Annotated in this window: 19 protein-coding genes and 1 pseudogene; 18 read left to right on the forward strand and 2 right to left on the reverse strand. The window is 36.1% G+C overall.

Features of this window, described 5'->3' with window-relative positions; all coding sequences use genetic code 11:
- Positions 1-235 precede the first annotated feature (235 nt).
- The 12 genes from V7122_RS24630 (at position 236) to V7122_RS24685 (ending at position 10,744) form a co-directional block, all read left to right on the forward strand.
- On the forward strand, positions 236-526 hold the full coding sequence (locus tag V7122_RS24630) for an RNA polymerase alpha subunit C-terminal domain-containing protein (RefSeq protein ID WP_335344341.1): 291 nt from the start codon (positions 236-238) through the stop codon (positions 524-526).
- A gap of 729 nt (positions 527-1,255) precedes the next feature.
- Positions 1,256-1,453 carry a hypothetical protein gene (locus V7122_RS24635; RefSeq protein WP_335344342.1) on the forward strand — a complete coding sequence of 66 codons (198 nt, stop codon included), beginning with the start codon at positions 1,256-1,258 and terminating at the stop codon, positions 1,451-1,453.
- A 271-nt stretch (positions 1,454-1,724) separates the two neighbouring features.
- Positions 1,725-2,297 (forward strand): GNAT family N-acetyltransferase, encoded by a 573-nt coding sequence (locus V7122_RS24640; protein ID WP_335344343.1) that lies wholly within the window; start codon positions 1,725-1,727, stop codon positions 2,295-2,297.
- Between the two features lie 179 nt (positions 2,298-2,476).
- Entirely contained in the window at positions 2,477-2,743 is a 267-nt protein-coding gene (locus V7122_RS24645; RefSeq protein ID WP_335344344.1) for a hypothetical protein, read from the forward strand.
- Positions 2,744-2,902: 159 nt separating this feature from the next.
- On the forward strand, positions 2,903-3,193 hold the full coding sequence (locus V7122_RS24650; RefSeq protein ID WP_335344345.1) for an inner-membrane translocator: 291 nt from the start codon (positions 2,903-2,905) through the stop codon (positions 3,191-3,193).
- A 166-nt stretch (positions 3,194-3,359) separates the two neighbouring features.
- The gene (locus tag V7122_RS24655; RefSeq protein ID WP_335529788.1) at positions 3,360-3,887 is read left to right on the forward strand and encodes a hypothetical protein; all 528 of its coding nucleotides are present in this window, start codon (positions 3,360-3,362) and stop codon (positions 3,885-3,887) included.
- Positions 3,888-4,056: 169 nt separating this feature from the next.
- Positions 4,057-4,680, forward strand: a complete 624-nt coding sequence (locus tag V7122_RS24660; protein WP_335529791.1) for an alpha/beta fold hydrolase — start codon at positions 4,057-4,059, stop codon at positions 4,678-4,680.
- A 294-nt stretch (positions 4,681-4,974) separates the two neighbouring features.
- On the forward strand, positions 4,975-5,418 hold the full coding sequence (locus V7122_RS24665) for a YciI family protein (protein ID WP_335529794.1): 444 nt from the start codon (positions 4,975-4,977) through the stop codon (positions 5,416-5,418).
- A gap of 477 nt (positions 5,419-5,895) precedes the next feature.
- A complete protein-coding gene (locus V7122_RS24670; RefSeq protein ID WP_335354908.1) occupies positions 5,896-6,603 on the forward strand; it encodes a DUF421 domain-containing protein in 708 nt (235 codons plus the stop codon).
- A gap of 559 nt (positions 6,604-7,162) precedes the next feature.
- On the forward strand, positions 7,163-8,044 hold the full coding sequence (locus V7122_RS24675) for an aminoglycoside phosphotransferase family protein (RefSeq protein WP_335529796.1): 882 nt from the start codon (positions 7,163-7,165) through the stop codon (positions 8,042-8,044).
- Positions 8,045-8,444: 400 nt separating this feature from the next.
- Complete coding sequence (locus tag V7122_RS24680) at positions 8,445-9,554, forward strand: glycosyltransferase family 4 protein (RefSeq protein ID WP_335529798.1); 1,110 nt, start codon at positions 8,445-8,447, stop codon at positions 9,552-9,554.
- Positions 9,555-9,571: 17 nt separating this feature from the next.
- On the forward strand, positions 9,572-10,744 hold the full coding sequence (locus V7122_RS24685; protein WP_335529803.1) for a glycosyltransferase family 4 protein: 1,173 nt from the start codon (positions 9,572-9,574) through the stop codon (positions 10,742-10,744).
- Here V7122_RS24685 and V7122_RS24690 read toward each other — a convergent pair.
- Both V7122_RS24690 and V7122_RS24695 read right to left on the reverse strand, forming a co-directional pair.
- Positions 10,741-11,898: a glycosyltransferase gene (locus V7122_RS24690; RefSeq protein WP_335490871.1), complete on the reverse strand. Its 1,158-nt coding sequence runs from the start codon at positions 11,896-11,898 to the stop codon at positions 10,741-10,743. The two genes, V7122_RS24685 and V7122_RS24690, sit on opposite strands and share 4 nt — an antisense overlap.
- A gap of 37 nt (positions 11,899-11,935) precedes the next feature.
- Positions 11,936-13,402 (reverse strand): sugar phosphate nucleotidyltransferase, encoded by a 1,467-nt coding sequence (locus V7122_RS24695; protein ID WP_335529805.1) that lies wholly within the window; start codon positions 13,400-13,402, stop codon positions 11,936-11,938.
- A gap of 295 nt (positions 13,403-13,697) precedes the next feature.
- Here V7122_RS24695 and V7122_RS24700 point away from each other — a divergent pair.
- The 6 genes and pseudogenes from V7122_RS24700 to V7122_RS24725 all read left to right on the forward strand — a co-directional run bounded on the left by V7122_RS24700 (position 13,698) and on the right by V7122_RS24725 (position 17,536).
- A pseudogene (locus tag V7122_RS24700) lies at positions 13,698-14,307 on the forward strand (DJ-1/PfpI family protein).
- Between the two features lie 507 nt (positions 14,308-14,814).
- The gene (locus tag V7122_RS24705) at positions 14,815-14,958 is read left to right on the forward strand and encodes a hypothetical protein (protein WP_217039188.1); all 144 of its coding nucleotides are present in this window, start codon (positions 14,815-14,817) and stop codon (positions 14,956-14,958) included.
- 365 nt (positions 14,959-15,323) lie between these two features.
- Positions 15,324-15,527, forward strand: coding sequence for a hypothetical protein (locus tag V7122_RS24710; RefSeq protein ID WP_335529807.1), 204 nt, complete (start codon positions 15,324-15,326; stop codon positions 15,525-15,527).
- A 670-nt stretch (positions 15,528-16,197) separates the two neighbouring features.
- The gene (locus V7122_RS24715) at positions 16,198-16,395 is read left to right on the forward strand and encodes a hypothetical protein (RefSeq protein WP_335490297.1); all 198 of its coding nucleotides are present in this window, start codon (positions 16,198-16,200) and stop codon (positions 16,393-16,395) included.
- Between the two features lie 334 nt (positions 16,396-16,729).
- Positions 16,730-17,167, forward strand: a complete 438-nt coding sequence (locus tag V7122_RS24720; protein WP_335529809.1) for a VOC family protein — start codon at positions 16,730-16,732, stop codon at positions 17,165-17,167.
- 78 nt (positions 17,168-17,245) lie between these two features.
- Entirely contained in the window at positions 17,246-17,536 is a 291-nt protein-coding gene (locus V7122_RS24725) for a hypothetical protein (RefSeq protein ID WP_335490299.1), read from the forward strand.
- Positions 17,537-17,562: the final 26 nt, after the last annotated feature.

Raw genomic sequence — 17,562 nt, forward strand, 5'->3', positions numbered from 1 at the left:
GATACGTATACCGATGAAAAAGGAATACATAAAATTATTCTTGAAAAAAATTTACTCAACCTAAAGGGTAGCTAGGGTTTAAGTATAAGTAGCTTTTAGGTTGTATATTCTATATTCAGCATTCGGGGCAGCATTCCTGAATAGGGACAAACATTGTTTTGTAGATATTGTATAACTAATATGCAAAATATAATATGTTAAAATTGGATACAGAATTTATTTGGAGGAGTTTATTTTGACAGTAGAAAAAAGTTTAAGGATTTGTGAAAAAGGACATAAGTATTACAAAAGTAGTGAGTGTCCAAGTTGTCCTACCTGTGATAAAGAGAATAAGCCTAAAAGTGGCTTTCTTTCGAAACTCAGTTCACCTGCAAGAAATGCATTGGTTCACGAAGGGATTGACACTTTGAAGGAACTATCAAAGTACACTGAAAAAGAAATTTTAAAAATTCATGGTATTGGGCCAGCTTCCTTACCTATTTTGAGAACTTCATTAGAAGAAGTAGGGTTATCATTTAAAGAATAAATGAACTACAATATGTGACATACTTTACTTAATTAACTAGTGCAAGAGTTCAAAAGTTAGACTTGAACTCTTTGCCTTATACGAAATTAAAGGATTAATAATAATTAATAAATATCCAAGTTCATCTAGATATTGGACAACTGGTGTTTGATAGTGTCCAAGATGCTTCTAGAATCACTGAGGGCTTCTGGCTTCTTCTGACCTGTTTCTTTCTGTTCATGATCTAAGAACTCTACAAGTAATCCAAGCCTCTCAAGAGTATGGATACTTTAAAGCCCTTACAAAAAGGTTTCCCTTATCTACAAAAGCTTGAACCGACTTTCTCCTTTTGAAATTTCCAGTCCAACGACTGGATTCATCCTCATCATCTCCTAATCTCTTATTTGCAGGTACCCCTAATTCTTCCTTCTTGCAGTGTCACAGCTTTGCTTGTTATTCTAGATTTATGTCCCAACCAGCCTCAACGTGTTTCTACAAGGAGGGGGTAAACTGTTTACTTTAACGGGATCTAAGTCCCATGGGCAGTTACATTTTACCCTGGCTACCGTTAAAAATAAAACCCTATTAAAAATCGTCAACAAGAAATATTTTCTTATCTGGCTGACCTTATAATACGAAAGGGCGCTTTTCTGAAACAAGGAAAGCGTCTTTCTTCATGAAAAGGGCCAGATTGTTGAACAAAAAGTGATAAAATATGTATATAAAATTGCAATCTTGGGCGTGATGACAATGGATAATAGGTTATTAGAAATATTTGTGGAATGGGAAGATAAATTAGACAAAGATGAGTGGTATTTTAGTAATTCCTTCGAATTAATTACTAAGGGAATGTCTCCCAAAGAAGCGTTTAACTACATTCCAAATGTTATTGAGGTTTTATTACAATTAGGGGATGACTTTTTAGTAGGGAAACCCTTTACTTCTTAATTGAACTTTATAGTCTTGCTGACACCACCCAGATACATCCTCACCTCGAAAGTAATTGGTCTATGTTAACACAATATATTAAGAAATATGAGGACTCTTATGCTACTCCATTTAAAGAACTTAGACGACAACTTAGAATAAAAGAGTGAGGCTAGTACCTTAGACAAGTAACGGGGGCTTTATCACAATAGAGGCTGACCGCTTCTGGTGGTAAAACCGCAAAACAGTTAACAATGAAATCTACTTGACGAAAGTTTAGGAAGGAAAAACCATGGAAAAAAACAATCAAATTTTCGCAAAAACAACAAGTCTTATTTTAAGAAGATTTAGTCTTAACGACACTGATGACTTCCATTTTTATCGTTCAAATTCTGAAGTTGCTAAATTTCAATCATGGGAGAATTATCAATATCACGAAGCCGAATCGTTCGTTAATGAACAAAGTAAAAATAACCCTAATCAACCAGGTACTTGGTTCCAGTTTGCCATTGCTTTAGCTGAGACTAATCAACTCATTGGAGATTGTGCACTTCATACGCTTTTAGACGAACCCAATATTGTAGAAATCGGGTTTACTCTTTCTCCAGGATACCAGGGGAATGGATATGCAAGTGAGGCTGTTAGTGCGTTATTGGATTATATATTTAATGTATTAGGAAAACACAAAGTAATTGCACATACAGATGTTAGAAATAACAAGTCTATTGCTTTACTTGAACGCGTTGGTATGAAGCGAGAAGGGCATTTTTTACAAAATTACATGTCAAAAGGACAGTGGATTGACGAATATCAATATTCAATTCTTAAGTCTGAATGGGAGAGTACCTCAAACCTGTTAATTTAAGGAAGAAAGAGTTTTTCATCGTGTTAAGCTGGAAAACCCATTACCGAAAGATATAAAGTTTTAACAATTCTACTTTACTTGAAGATCGTTGAGCTGCTTAGACGGCTCTTTTTTCTTGTTCAACTAAAGGTGCAGGATAGTGTAAAAAGCAGTAGTTGTGGTAATAGGGGGGGATGGATATGTTTTTCTTTAATAAAGAAGATGTTTATATAGGATTTTCAATGGAAGAATTTTCAAAGGTAAGAGCAATTTTAAAAAGAGAAGGTATTAAATATACCTATAAAGTTATTGATCCTTCAGGAAAATGGTTGGGACCTGGTACATCGAGAGGAAACTTTGGAAGTTTCGGAATGAACAAGAATTATAAACAACAATATGTTGTTTCTGTTAGAAAAAAAGACGCAGAGAATGCAAATAATTTTGTTCATAGTGTTTTGCATTTATAAGTTTTATTTCACTAATGGGTGCTTTACTTGAAGATCGTTGAGCTGCTTAGACGGCTCTTTTTTCTTGTTCAACTAAAGTGGCAGAATAGTTCAACAAGGATGATGGTTATTTGTGGTAAAATTTAACTGATAGGGGGATATATTAAGGGAAATTTAATTTTGACATTATTCATCTTAATTATAATATCGCTTAATGTTGTTTTCTTTACATTGTTTAAAAAGGGAAAATTGAATCTTATGGTATCAGGCATCTTAATGATGGTACTTGCCCCAATGATTGGTTTTTCAAGTGGTGCATTATTTCTTCATTTTTATGATTGGAGTTCTGGAGGAACAGGAGAAGGTGCAGGCTATGGTGGAGCATTTTTAGGACTTATAACATTAGCTAATGGGGTTCTTATTCTGGTTATTGGAATTATAAGGTGGATTTTAAATTTCGTAAAAAAGTGAAGTGATGTTTGGTTATTCAAGTAAAGGGTGCTTTTATACAACAAGGAATACAATTAATAAGCCTAAAATATGAAAGGTTTCATGCCCTATCTTTAAGGTTTTTAACTAAAATCATGTGGAAATCATGTTAATTTATTAATAATTTTTAAGTAGGGAGGAAAAATGTATGAAACTAAGATTAACTTTAGTGATATTTTTGTCTTTAACCCTAATAGGATGTTCTAATACTACTCAGAGTGTATCGGAATATCCAGATTCTTCATTGAATCAAAATCAACAAACATCAGTTAAAAAGAATTATACCAAGGATGACGCAATAGCAACATTTAAGATGAACAGAGATTATAATAATTATGAAATCTTTGATTATATATTAGTGAAAGATGATAAATTACCAATGTTAAAGGCGGTTATTTCTTTTTACGATAAAACAGAAAATAATAGTTGCAATCTTGCTTTTATTTACGGAGATACGATTCAAAGAATAGGTTTTGCAGTAAATGAAGTAGATGGTGTAAAAATTTACGAAATCGCCGATAATAGTCGGTTAACTTATGTCGGGGATGGTACAGTAACAACATCAATTCTTAAAATAGAAACGAATGAAGTAATAGATTATAAAATTACTTTCTTATATGAAGAATCAACATCAACAACTAATTTTAATGTTGTAGCGGAGAAACTAACAAAATGAGTGGAGTTGACAAATCTATATCTTATAAAGTGATTGTGAAATTATACACTTAAACTAACGGATGCAATAGTTCAATAAGAAATAGGTGCATTATTACTAAAAAATAGAAATGATTTAGTTTGTAAGGTATTATCAATATATAGAATTTATGAAGATGGAGGATACTTTAATGAGATACATCTTCGTTCATGGTTTAGGGCAAAGTTCCTCAAGTTGGGAGAAAACTATTTCTTACATGGGTGATACAACTCAAATTTCAAATCCTGATTTGTTTAACCTTTTGAAAGATAAAGAGCCTACTTACAACAATCTATACACCGCTTTCTCTGAATACATAGAAGAATATTCCGAGCCAGTTGTCCTTATTGGACTTTCTCTAGGAGCAGTAGTTGCATTGAATTATACGATTGACCATCCAAGTAGAGTTGACTCACTGGTTTTAATAGCACCACAATACAAAATGCCTAAAATGTTGCTTAAAGTTCAAAATACCATTTTTCGACTTATGCCAGAATCTCCTTTTCAGAAACTTGGTTCCAGCAAAAATGATTTTATTATATTGTCAAATTCTATGATGGAATTAGATTTTAGTAACGACTTAAAAAAGGTTCAGTGCAATACTTTGGTTTTATGTGGGGAAAATGATAAAGCGAATAAAAGGGCATCGGAGAAATTGGCAGATCAAATCGCAACAGCAGAAATTCGGACAATTATGGGTGTAGGGCATGAAATAAATATGGAAGCTCCAGAAAATCTGGCGTCCATACTAAATGATTTTTTTAGAAAACATTAAAGGTAAATTCATTATTCTTATCAACCTTGTTTTTATTTAATTTTTTTATTCTTTATTGAACATCTCATTAAGTTTACATTTCTACTATTAGGTGCGATGATCCAGAAAGGGTTATCGCTTATTTTGTTGAGGTTATTAAGCTAACGGGCAGGTTAGTGGAAGAAGGGTATAGGAAGGAATATCCTTTGATTTTATGGAATATTTAAAATGATAGATTTTGAAGATATCGGTTCGTTGTATTTATAAAGATGTTAATTAAGGGATTTGCCTTTAAAAAAGAAGGAGGAACTTTTTATGCTGTTTATGATAATTGTCAAAGCCTCAAAGAATTCGGAAGCCGGAAATCTTCCGAGCCCAGAGCTCAGGGAAGCCATGACGATGTACAATGAGGAATTAGTGAAGGCAGGCGTGCGAATTATGGCTAAAGGACTTCACCCAAGTTCAAATGGGATTCGGCTTTCGTATCCAAAACAAGGAGAAAAGCCGCTGGTCACGGATGGCCCATTTACGGAAATGAATGAATTGATTGCTGGGTTCATACTAATTGATGTGAATTCGAGGGAAGAAGCCATCGAGTGGGCCATGCGGATGCCGGATCCACAAGGACATGGGGAAGGTCAGATTGAATTGCGTCAAGTATTTGAGGCGCCGGAGCTGACCGAGGATCCGGAAATGTTGTCCAAGGAAGCGGAATACGCGAGAAATCTGAGAAGGGAAGGCAATTGTGACCACCTCTAGACAACTTGTATCAAAAACTAACGGACACATCATATTTAAATCTAAACTAAATCCTGAATGGTTAATTTTTAACACTGATTTTACAGGAAAAGTTATGAATGTCACAAAACTGATGGAAGGATCAGCATTCGTATTAACCCCACATTAATTAACTATCTAGACAATTATTATTTAATGCGGAAACTAGGATGCTTATTGACCAACAGTTACAGGAATCTGGGCGAGAGGCTGAGCCAGAAAAATTAAGGTGGCGCACTGCTTCATGGATTCATCATTGTTTTTTTAAATTCAATCTAGGTAGTTGTTGCACGTGTCTAGCCAAGGGTATTAGTTATGCTATTTTACCATTGGACCAATTAGCACTATGGCAGTGCTCATTTTTAATACTAATAAAAAGATTTTTCCCTAGATTAGATCTGGTCGAATCTACTCATACTATCGATAGTAATAGCCGAATTTCCCAGAGGTGAACCACATTTGGAACTAATTTACCGAGCAGTTATTGTGTTTTTGGTCGGATTTTTATTTTTAAGGCTGTCAGGAAAAAAGGCCGTGGCCGAAATGCACTCGTTTGATTTATTGTATTTCTTTGTGCTTACGAATATTATCAGTACACCGATAGAGGTCAATAATCTCGGGAAAGCCATCATCTATTCTGGAATCACTTTTATTATTTATAAAATTATCGTCCGTTTATCCCTACATAATAAATTAAGATGGCTCTTATATAGCAGCCCTACTGTATTGATTCGTAATGGGGACATCGATCGAAAGGGACTGAAAAAGGTACGAATGCCTGTGAATGAATTATTGTCCCATTTGCGGATGAAAGGGTACATGGATACGCAAAATATCGCTATTGCCGTTATGGAGGATATTGGTGATATAAGTGTCATCCCTAAGGCTGATTACCGCCCTTTGCAGCCGAGTGATTTAAACTTACAGGTAAAAAAAGAATATGTGCCAATCCCACTGATCATGGATGGCCAAATTATTTCCCATAATTTAAAATACCTAAAGCTGAACATGGATTGGCTAATGACTGAAGTGAAAAAAATGGGGGAAAAAGTAGAGAATATCATGCTTGCCACATTTCAGGAAAATGGAAAATTATCTATTGATAATAATGACATCAAGGATCATAAAAATGACCCTAATTATTACAAGCCTGGAGAGGATAATTGATTAATTTCTCACCCCAACTCAGCATATTCCTGTTTTTTCGTAAATATCATTGGTAATAAAATTTGTTCAGGGATGAGGAAAATAGCATTTCTTGATATTGAAGAAGTTCATTTCAAAGAACAATTAAATGTTTCTTATCTGAGGCATATTATCTTTCTTTGTACAGTCTTACCTCATTCTAATCATTTATTGTTCAAGAAGACAATTTTCTCTTGGATGCCTTTTGTTTTACAGGTACGTTATTGGTTAGTTTATACATCTATATTTATTTGTTCATTCTATAGTATATCTGATTTTCAACAATCGGGCGCAATTCCAGAAAAATTGCGCTCATTCTTTATCTATAGGGCCAGATTACTGAGGGAATATTCTGAGATTGTAAAGCCTTACACTTAAACTAAAGGTTCAGGTTAGCTGAATAAGGAGTCCTTGTAGTAAGGATATGATTTATTAAATACATGCAAATTAAAGTGGTTATTAAGGATGGGCTTATCGAATAAATTCGTGACTATAACTAGGTTTTGGGTGATGAATAATTAAAATAATAAGGAGAAATGAAATGATAAAAATTGACGTAGATTTAGTTTTGAAGTTAATAAATAGCCAATTTCCAGAGTGGTCTAATTTGGAAATCAAGCCTGTTATAAAAAGTGGAAATGATAATAGAACATTTCACTTAGGAAAAAGTATGAGCGTTAGGTTACCAAGCGATAAAGCCTATGTGCCACAAGTTGAAAAAGAACAAAAATGGTTACCTATATTAGCCAAGCATCTTTCTACACCAATATCAGAACCAATAGCTAAAGGAGAGCCAAGTGAGGATTACCCATATCCTTGGTCTGTTAACAAGTGGTTGGATGGAGAGACATTAACTTTAGAAAATATAGATGATTTAAATCAATTTGCAATTGAATTGGGTAATTTTTTAGTTGAATTACAATCAATTGACACCAGTGGAGGTCCCTTAGCTGGGGAACATAATTTTTATAGAGGTGGAGATATTGCTGTATACGATGATGAGTTTAGAGATGCCATTAATAATATAAATTCTTTTAATAAACATATATTGAGAGAAATTTGGGAATTGGCATTAGCTTCAAAATGGGCTGGAGAACCAGTATGGGTCCATGGTGACGTAGCACCAGGGAATATATTAACTAAAATTGGTAAATTGTATGCGGTTATTGATTTTGGCATATTGGGTGTAGGAGACCCATCTTGTGATGCTGCAATGGCCTGGACTTTTTTTGATGATAGTACGAGAAAGTCATTTAAGAATGCATTGAATTTTGATGAAGAAACTTGGAATAGGGCAAGAGGTTGGGCTTTATGGAAGGCTTTAGTAACCTACAATTATAATAAACAATCAAACAAAACAATCGCAGATGAAACATATAGAATTATAAAAATAATTCTTAATGATTACGAAACTGAAAAATAAAGTCATTAAAATAGAACTTTATTTTGCGCTAACAGGTGCATTTCAGTAATATGCAGGAACGTTTTTTTACTAAAAAGCAGGTTAGTTGAAGAAAAAATTGAAATAGAATTTAGTGGACCGGAACTAACAGATAAACAATTATGTAAGTTTTTAGAAGGTATTGCATCAAAGTGAGATAGATTTTCAGATAGCTTTTTGGCAACCAGAACGCTTGAGTGCCTCGTGCTGAAATCAAAGGGTAAATTTAACAGTTCCTTATTTTTCAGCATGAATCCCTTCTCTTGCTGCTCTCCTTTCTAATATTAAATTCATTGTGATGATAATCTGAGCAGGCGAATATAATAGTTTATTTAATAAATATCTTCTAAATCACCAATTGAAGACTAAGGAGGCCTGCAGGATGAAAATCGGAATTAATCTCCTCAATCTATCTCAAGACCGGTTTGGAGGGGTTGAACAATATATAACGCATTTAATTGGCCATATGGCTGACAGCCGGGAAAACCTTACCCTGTTCCTTTTTCTTAAGCGGAAGCTGAAAAACGTTTTTCCCCAACATGAAAAAATAAAAATCATTCAGTTCCGGAAGTTAATGGATTCTGCTGATGTTTATGATGCCATCAAAAAATGCAAGCTGGACCTTTGGTTTTGCCCATTGCACAGATCGTATCTCCCAAGTATCCCTGTTCCGACTGTGGCAACGATTCATGATGTACTTCATACGGAATATCCGGACTTTGTCCCCGGCGGATTAGAAGAGAATAATCGCTATTATGAACAATATACGGCTTCGTTCGATGCTGTCATTACAGTCTCGGATTTTTCCAAGGGTGCCATAGCCCGTCAGCTCTCCATTCCTGAGAGAAAAATTCATGTCATTCACCTCAATGCACCAGCCATATTTGATCAAGCACCAGCGAAGAACACAATGAAAGGAGTGAAACAAAAATATCAATTGCCCGAAACATACGCCATATATCCTTCAAGCTATAATCCGCACAAAAACCATCTGAATCTTCTAAAGGCCATTCTGATCCTGAGGGAAAAATACAATACCACCATACCGCTTGTCCTGACAGGCTATGCAGATAAAAGCAATGGAGTTTATCAATCTGTTTTGAAATTTATAAGAGAACGTTCTTTAGAAAAACAGGTATGGGTTCTGGGATACGTTCCCCCTGAAGAAATGCCTTCTCTTTATTGGAACTCCAGCTTTTTGGTCTTTCCTTCCCTATATGAAGGATTTGGCATTCCCCTGGTGGAGGCGTTTAAAACAAAAACACCGATCGTTTGCTCAAACAAGGGAAGCATCCCTGAAATCGCAGACATCGCGGGTCTTTATTTTAATCCTGAAAATCCTGAAGAGATCGCTTTAAAAATGATGGAGCTGTTAAATCCTGTAACAAGAAAACAGCTTAGCGAAAAGAGCAGTCTTCGGTCACGGCATTTTTCCTGGAAAAAGACTGCCGAAGAAACGCTGAAAGTTTTTCGAAGTGTGACCCGGAACTAATGAAGAGGAGGGGAATGATGAGAAAATTACTTGTCCTTAATATTTTCCCAACGGTTTTCCCGCCGACAAGTGGAGGCACATTGAGGTATTTTCATATTTATAACGAATTAAGCCATTATTATGATATTACTCTTTTATCCCAAACAAACAGTAAAAAGGAGAAGGTCGTCAAATACTCTTCAAGCTTTAGAGAATACAAAGCGGAAAGGGATCCTCTCTACTCGCAAATAAGACAGAAGCTTCATAATGCTGCTTCAGGCTATGAACTTCCTTTAATTATGTATTTGGAGCTTGCCAATTATCCTGCCTTATACAAAAAGTATTTTGAGAAGCTCTACCAATCAAGCGATATCATTATTCATGAAACCCCTTATTTACTGGATTATGACTTGTATTTCAGCAAAGATCAAAAGCCAAGAATTTATAACAGCCATAACCATGATTACTCACTGGCAAAGCAAATTTGGAAGGATGAAAAGGCGCGGGAATACCTTCCCCGGATTTATGAAGCAGAACAGCGATTAACTTCACACGCGGACTTGATTTATGCCACATCCGCAGCCGAGAGGGAGGAATTTATTAAAGATTATAGGCTGGATCCTCAAAAAATTAAGCTTGCCCCAAATGGAATCAATCCAGATGAATGGCTTCCGCGCAGAAAGAAGCCTGCCGGAAGGCCAAAAGCTCTGTTTATTGGAGCAGATTACCAGCCTAACACTCAGGCAGTGAAGTTTATCATTAAGCAACTTGCCGATAAATGTCGGGATATCGACTTTATCATTGCAGGCGAATGCTGCAGACCTTTTCAAGAGCTTAAGAAAAATAACGTAAAATTACTGGGCAGGGTTCAGCACAAAAAAAAATTAAAGCTATTTGCTGAAGCTGATATCGCTATCAATCCGATGTTTAGCGGTGCAGGAGTCAATTTGAAAGCGCTAGAATTTTTATCAGCAGGGATTCCCCTGTTTTCCACTTTATGCGGTGTCCGGGGATTAGAACTCATTGACCGCAAGCACTATATCCATGCTGAGGCAGAGGATTTCGCGGATAAGCTTAACCAGTTCAGCTGCAGACATAAATTTATGGAGGAGATAGCCGCATTCGGGCAAAACCATATTAACAGCCGTTTTTCATGGAAAAGTATAGCTAAAAAGATCCATAATGATATAGAAGAGATTTTTTCTGTTTAAGAAAGAATCTCTTCTATAGCCTTTTTCAATAATATTCCGGCCTTATCCCAGGTAAGATTCAGCATATCCAATCTTCCTTGCTGGCCTTTCTGTTTACACAGATTCGGATTTTCATAGGCCAATCTCATCTGTCTTTTTGTATCCTCCAGATCGGCTTCAGCCCACAGATGGTCCTCATGTTTAAAAAAGTGGGGGTATAGCCTCGATATGGCACTTTTGCTGCCCATGCTGTTTCTTGGATTCTCCAGCTTGTAATCTAGTAAAAAGGAATTATGTTCATTCAAAAAGTCCATTTGTCCGCCCCAGCCTGTAGCTATGACCGGGATACCGCTTGATAATGCCTCCATATATGGGAGACCTACCCCTTCTCCCCTAGTGGGAAGAATGAATGCATTGCCCAGCGTATATAAACCTTTAAGCTGCTTTTCCGGTATAACGCCCGTTATTACATGCAGAGGGGCAGTTTCATTTGTAAACCCAAGACTTCTTTTATATTGCGAAATAGACTTTAATATTTTTTTACGATTGCTGCCATATGTTTTTATGACCAGCAGCACATTGTCTTTAGAAGTGAACTCGCTCCAATAGGCTTTCAGCAAAGTTTCAGGATTTTTCCTATGCTGAAAATCAAAAATTGAAACAAAAACAAACTTCCCTTTTGCTTCCTTTAATGAAAGCTTTTTGTTTCCAGGGTAAAATGCTTGTGTATCAGCCCCATGAGGAGCCAGAAACACAGGAACATTCACACCGCCTTCAATCATGGCATCTATGTTTTGAGAGCATGGTACGCATACCCCATCACATGCATTAATAACTGGAAGCCATGGACTCGGAATCTTTCCTGTTTCCCAAACAGTATTAAATAGGATCCGATCAAAATTTTTTCTCTCTTTTTTGATATCATCAATATTTCCAGGCGGACAATGATAAATTAATATTTTTTGTTTGTTTTTTTGGAATGGCTTTTCAATTAACTGCAATAATCTCTTTTTCTTGTTTTTATTGCTAAAATCATAGGGGAAATTCCAAGTATACGGCTGAATTATAAGATCAACACCAAGACGGTCTAATGCAAGAGCGTATTCTCTGCTTGCAATTCCATATCCGCTTGCATCAAGAACCGGCCCTCTCCAAACTACTTGATAATATGTCATTTGTACGCCTCCATCTCATCATTATTTAAGATAATGATTAATTCTTTTTCCTCCCAAACCTGATTTTCATAGTTTTCAAACACGTTTTCCATATAGTCTTGACGCATTGTAGAGTAGATGATAGAGACCATCTTTCCCGCTCTTTTATGATATTCTTAACCGTCTCTTCCCAGGAAGCAGTAATACGAATAATATCCTCTTCCTGCAGTTTTTCGCCCCATTGGACTTCTATAATTTCCAGAGGTGTAATGGCCTTTACAGCATGTTTTGCACCGACCGGAATTTGAAGGACATCTCCTGCTTTAATATAGACAAGGCGGCCATCCAAAATAAACTCCCCTTCTCCAGAGATGATTGTCCAAGTCTCCTGTCTGAATTGATGAGTCTGGTAGCTGATATTTCTGCCAGGTAATATTTTAAGCAGCTTGGAAAGGGACTCCATTCCTTCGCTAGTATAAGAAAAATCCAAAACTTTATAGATGCCCCATCTTTTTTCTTCATACATAGGCCGGGTTGTTTCAGCCATATGCTTTATAGCATTGCTCTTCTGCTTATCGGCAACCAGAATCCCGTCCGGGCTGGCAGCTATGATGCTATTAGAGATTGAAATGGCATGAATCGGAATGGACAGTTCATTGACAATCTGTGTATTTTTAGAGTCCTCTGATAGAGAACCTTTGCCGGAAACTGAACTCTCAAGCTGGCCGCTTAATGTCTCCCAGCTTCCGAGGTCCTTCCATAAACCAGAATAGGGAATTACAATCGACCTGCTGTTTTTCTCAGCGATCTCATAATCAAAGCTGATTTCAGGCAGAAGATCATAGTTTTTCAGCAGCTGGTTATAAGAAGTGGAAAGCCCCATTTTATTTAAATACTCAATCATAAAATTCAAAGAAAATCCAAAAACACCGCAATTCCAAAAAGCATTCTTTTCTATCAGCCGCCGGGCTGTTTCTGTATCTGGTTTTTCTATGAATTGATCTATTGGAAGGCAGCTTATTTCCTCTTTTTGACCCGGCTTAGGGAGGATATATCCAAACTGGTCTGACGGAAACTGCGGCACAGCACCTAGCAGAGCAAGCTCAGCCTGAGATATATGCAGAATATCCGGAATGCTTTGCAGCAGCTTATAAAACAGGGGTTCCACATAGGAATCCACCGGCACCACACAAATGGTTTCCTCAGGACCTGCATAGTAATTGGAATGAAGGTACGCACAAGCTAAAGCAATAGATGGAAATGTACCTCTTTGACTCGGTTCGCAGATGACGGGAATCTGAGTGTCTATTTGGTTTTTTATTATCTCCAATTGATTCTCATAGGTAATAATAAATGTTGATGATAGAAGCCCAGCATCATCCAGCTGTCCGGAGACCCGCTGAATCATGGATTCAGGCTTCCCATGCTGTGTAGGCAGTAGCTTTAAAAACTGCTTGGCCCTAACTGAATTAGATAAAGGCCAAAGTCTTCGTCCCGAACCTCCTGATAGCAATAGAATTTTCATATCTCAACCCCATTTTTAAGTAAATATAAAGCTGGTACTAGTATTCTATGGGGCTAATACAATAGTGATATGGTCATACGAATCAAATTAGCATACTTTTTAAGGTTCGGCAGAGCCTTCTTATTAAACAATTGGGCGCTATTGTGGATTATCCCCTTAGATTTAAACAACATTATTGTTATATTTTTAAGTGCGAAAAAATTTTGCACATCAAAAATTAAACAACTAATTTTAACCCCGTCTAAAAAAGTAGAATGGGGTTATCATGTTTGAGATTTTAAAGGAGAGTATGAGGGTGAAGATACAAATTGTATTATTTGAAGGATTTGGGGAACTTGTCGCTTTGGCACCTTATGAAGTTTTAAAGCGAGGAATCGAGGCAGGAGCTCTATTCGAGATTGAATTAGTCGCAAGTGGGTCTCAAAAAGAAGTCACCGCATCTTTTGGCGTTCAAGTGACGGTCCATGATTTTTTACGTTTAGACAACAGACCAGATTTGTTAATCATCCCTGGCGGTGGCTGGAACCATAAAGCCCAACATGGTGCGAGACAGGAGGCGGAGAAGGGGGAGTTAACGCAGATCATTTCGGCTATGCATGACGAAGGTACGATAGTGTGAGGGGTTTGTACAGGTGACATTTTGATGGCTGCTTCAGGTATTTTAAAAGACCAGAGAGTTGCTATGCATTATCTGGCGAAAGATGAACTTCCTAGATATGGAGCTGATTACTTAGGATATCGAATTGTTGATGAAGGTAGTAATCACATCTAGGGGAGTTACTTCAGGAATTGATCTAGGATTATGGATTATTGAGAGGTTTTCAGGAGCTGAGATAGCAGCTGCAGTTGAACATCGAATGGAATATGAACGAAGAGGAGTCGTTTGGAGAAAACCCGTAAATTAAGAAATGGAATAATGTTTGGGACAGTTAAAGTAACCATCGTGAGAGAGCGCTTGACTGGAAGTCAAGCGTTATACCATTCTAGACATAGTTTTTACCACTGTTCCTCAAACGGGCCAGATTTTTTAGTAACGCTTAGTAAGAGAAATGGAGATTGTGAAGAAATGTACTTAAGCTAACGGGTGCATTAGTTCAATCGGGGAAGGATAGTGTAAAAAGCAGTAGTTTCTTTTGGTAATATTTAAGGGGGGATGGATATGTTTTTCTTTAATAAGGAAGATGTTTATATAGGATATTCAATGGAAGAATTATCAAAGGTAAGAGCAATTTAAAAAGAGAAGGCATTAAATATACCTATAAAATTATTGACCCTTCTGAAGGAAAGAGTAGTAGATGCTAGTTAAAAAAATTCAATAAAAAACTCCATTTTCAGACAGCCGTCAAAGGTTGTCTTTTTTATTCTATAATTCCCATTGCTAATGGACATTTTAATAATTGGAGGTGAATATTATGACAGAAAAGGACTATCAAAACGTTAGTTTAGGCGGAAAGATTGTTAAGGAAAAAGGTGATGGTGGGGATCAAGTTCACGGTCACGAAAAGGAAAATAAAAATGGAAAATTTAATACTAATCCTAAAGTTGATTTAAAGTAATGATTACGAACCAGTTGACAATGTGTTAGCTGGTTTTTCTTTGTTTACAGTCCATTATAGGCTTTCCATGATTAATCTTATAATTCACTGCAAAACCTCCAAATGCTTAAAACGGACGTTTACGGACTTATAATTCACGTTAAAATTATTTGAAGTGAAGCTGAGAAAAACAAGTGAGCAAAATAAAGAAATAATTGAATTACTAAAACAGTTGAAAGATAAATAAAAGATTTCTTTAACATCTAAACCAGCAAATAGAAACTAATTAATTATTCCATTAAAGGGATCTTTTCTGAAATAAGGAAAGCGTCTTTCTTCATGAAAAGGGTCGATAGTAGAAGAAGAACCATTATTGGGAGACAAATATGATAGTCAAAGTAAAGGTAATAAATCAACCTTTATCAGGAGAATACAAAGAAAGGGTCTATGATATTTCAAGTCCTTGGAACTCTCAAAGCTGGAGTTGGATAAAATTCACTAACGAAAATTCAACTGAATGGTGTGGAATTTTAGTGGCTTTCCTAAAGGTGTTGCTGTATCAAGTAAATATGAAGCCGTTCTTGTCCTAACATCTTATTAATTATTTAGACTTAACGCTAATAATGGAGAATTAATTGAATATGAAGACCAACCTCAATATTCGACACATAACAGTTAGTCCTGCAGGAGAGTTTATAGTAGCTGATTATTATGATATTGAAATGATAATTTCAACATTAAATAATAAAGTACCACTTGATAGTCCAATAAAGATGGATAGAATAAAATTTCATAATGGAATAAAAATAAACACTTAATAACTTGTGAAGAATTTTTAAACTGGGACAACAAAGTGGAATTGGAACTTGATGGTGTGACGTATGAAAAAACAATAAAATGATCAGGATCACATAAATAGCAAAAATGACCGTAATTCAATTATAGGGCGCGATTTTGGGACACTCCCTTGTGATAACTAGGAAAGGATTTTTCAACTAAATTAATCGTATAAATTTTAGATCTTTCAGTAGAGGATCAAATGAACACTCATCCATTTATTTACTTAAGTATATCTGGTAGCTTGAGGGAAATATCAACGAATTCAACATTGTTAAGGGATTTTAAAAGGGGGTTGGAAAAATTTACAGACGCTACACATTAATCCCTTCTCGTAAAATTGTCCCTATTGGAAAAAATATTTACAGGGCAGTGCTGCTAATACAATAGCACTTCCCTATAAAAAATGAGGGAGTGAAATAGATGGCTGATATTAACGGACTGAAACGCGATGATAACGATATTGGCGAGGCAGGAAGAACTGATGTAGGTGTTGTTCCCGGGGATACTATAACTTCTGCTCTTGATCCATTTGGTACTGTAGCAGGTGAAGCGCTGGACAACAAGTCGGGAGAAGGTACCGTTGATGACGACTCTCATGGCTCAAAAACAAGAGATTAGAATTAAGTAAACTCATCTTTTAAACGAAGTGTTATTGCATGTAGTGGACTTCCTAAATGGGAGTCCTTTTGTTTATTTTCGCACTTTCTTTTTCAACATCGGGCGCTTTTCTGTAATAAGGAACAGCGCTTATTTTCATTATAGGGCCAGATTGTTGAATAACACATAGATATCTAGGTGAAAGTTTAGTCGAGTTTGTGAAACTTTGTACTTGAAGTAACGAAGCAGGATTGTTGAAGAAGGATATTTTCCCGTTTTAAGCGAATTAGAATTTCAAACAAACCTTACACGAATACAGGTATTAAAAATAACAGGAACATAGGAGGTATGAGATATGAAGATCAATAGAATAGATCATGTGAGTATAAACGTAAATGATCTTTCAGAGGCTAAAGCGTTTTTTCTTGATTTAGGACTTGAAGTGCAAGCGGAATGGGAATTGGATGGAGAACCGTTAGACAGAATAGTTGGGCTTAATGATGTTAAAACGGCATGTGTAGGATTGGGGATGCCAGATGGTCAGGCATGGATAGAGCTAGTCAAATTTTATACGCCATCAGATGAAAAAGATATTCAGCAACCTTTTGCAAATACGCTGGGTATCCGACATATTTGCTTTGCTGTTGAAGATATTGAAGCCATTGTTGCAAAGTTGAAAAAGAAGGGCACGGAAATCTTTAGTGAGATACAGCAGTATGAAGAAAGTTATAAATTATGTTATGTTCGTGGTCCAGAGGGAATTATTTTAGAGTTGGCGGAGAAAATCAGATAAATATTGAATGGAACTTTAAATGATTTAAATCTCCAACTTTTAAGATTTCTACTTAAACTATCGGGGGCGTTTCTATAAATGGATAACTTAAAATGGATAAATGGTGGCTATAAAGAGGATAATCGTATTTTTGGTTCGGAGATTGAAGCTAAAGAATGGGCAGATGCTTTATATCCAGATTTTGTTGCTTATTTAGGTAATCAAATTAATGTAGGATATGCAACACCTGATGATAAAGTAATTAAATATTTAGCAGTTTTTTTCCCTCAATGGGCTGATTATAACAATTTACAAGTCGATGTCTGTACAGAAAAAACAAAAATAGACGGTCAAACTATCTATAAAATTTGGACACAGCAGAAGATATGAACAAGGAAAGATTGTGAAGAAATGTA

It is taken from the genome of Bacillus sp. JJ1532, assembly GCF_036965085.1.
GTDB lineage: Bacteria > Bacillota > Bacilli > Bacillales > Cytobacillaceae > Cytobacillus.

Bases quoted from the DNA above. Each gene is read 5' to 3' on its own strand.
- V7122_RS24705 (WP_217039188.1), top strand. From the start codon at position 14,815: ATGACAGAAAAGGACTATCAAAACGTTAGTTTAGGCGGAAAGATTGTT.
- V7122_RS24665 (WP_335529794.1), top strand. From the start codon at position 4,975: ATGCTGTTTATGATAATTGTCAAAGCCTCAAAGAATTCGGAAGCCGGA.
- V7122_RS24685 (WP_335529803.1), top strand. From the start codon at position 9,572: ATGAGAAAATTACTTGTCCTTAATATTTTCCCAACGGTTTTCCCGCCG.
- V7122_RS24710 (WP_335529807.1), top strand. From the start codon at position 15,324: ATGATAGTCAAAGTAAAGGTAATAAATCAACCTTTATCAGGAGAATAC.
- V7122_RS24725 (WP_335490299.1), top strand. From the start codon at position 17,246: ATGGATAACTTAAAATGGATAAATGGTGGCTATAAAGAGGATAATCGT.
- V7122_RS24640 (WP_335344343.1), top strand. From the start codon at position 1,725: ATGGAAAAAAACAATCAAATTTTCGCAAAAACAACAAGTCTTATTTTA.
- V7122_RS24695 (WP_335529805.1), bottom strand. From the start codon at position 13,402: ATGAAAATTCTATTGCTATCAGGAGGTTCGGGACGAAGACTTTGGCCT.
- V7122_RS24660 (WP_335529791.1), top strand. From the start codon at position 4,057: ATGAGATACATCTTCGTTCATGGTTTAGGGCAAAGTTCCTCAAGTTGG.
- V7122_RS24675 (WP_335529796.1), top strand. From the start codon at position 7,163: ATGATAAAAATTGACGTAGATTTAGTTTTGAAGTTAATAAATAGCCAA.
- V7122_RS24680 (WP_335529798.1), top strand. From the start codon at position 8,445: ATGAAAATCGGAATTAATCTCCTCAATCTATCTCAAGACCGGTTTGGA.
- V7122_RS24720 (WP_335529809.1), top strand. From the start codon at position 16,730: ATGAAGATCAATAGAATAGATCATGTGAGTATAAACGTAAATGATCTT.
- V7122_RS24655 (WP_335529788.1), top strand. From the start codon at position 3,360: ATGAAACTAAGATTAACTTTAGTGATATTTTTGTCTTTAACCCTAATA.
- V7122_RS24645 (WP_335344344.1), top strand. From the start codon at position 2,477: ATGTTTTTCTTTAATAAAGAAGATGTTTATATAGGATTTTCAATGGAA.
- V7122_RS24715 (WP_335490297.1), top strand. From the start codon at position 16,198: ATGGCTGATATTAACGGACTGAAACGCGATGATAACGATATTGGCGAG.
- V7122_RS24690 (WP_335490871.1), bottom strand. From the start codon at position 11,898: ATGACATATTATCAAGTAGTTTGGAGAGGGCCGGTTCTTGATGCAAGC.
- V7122_RS24635 (WP_335344342.1), top strand. From the start codon at position 1,256: ATGGATAATAGGTTATTAGAAATATTTGTGGAATGGGAAGATAAATTA.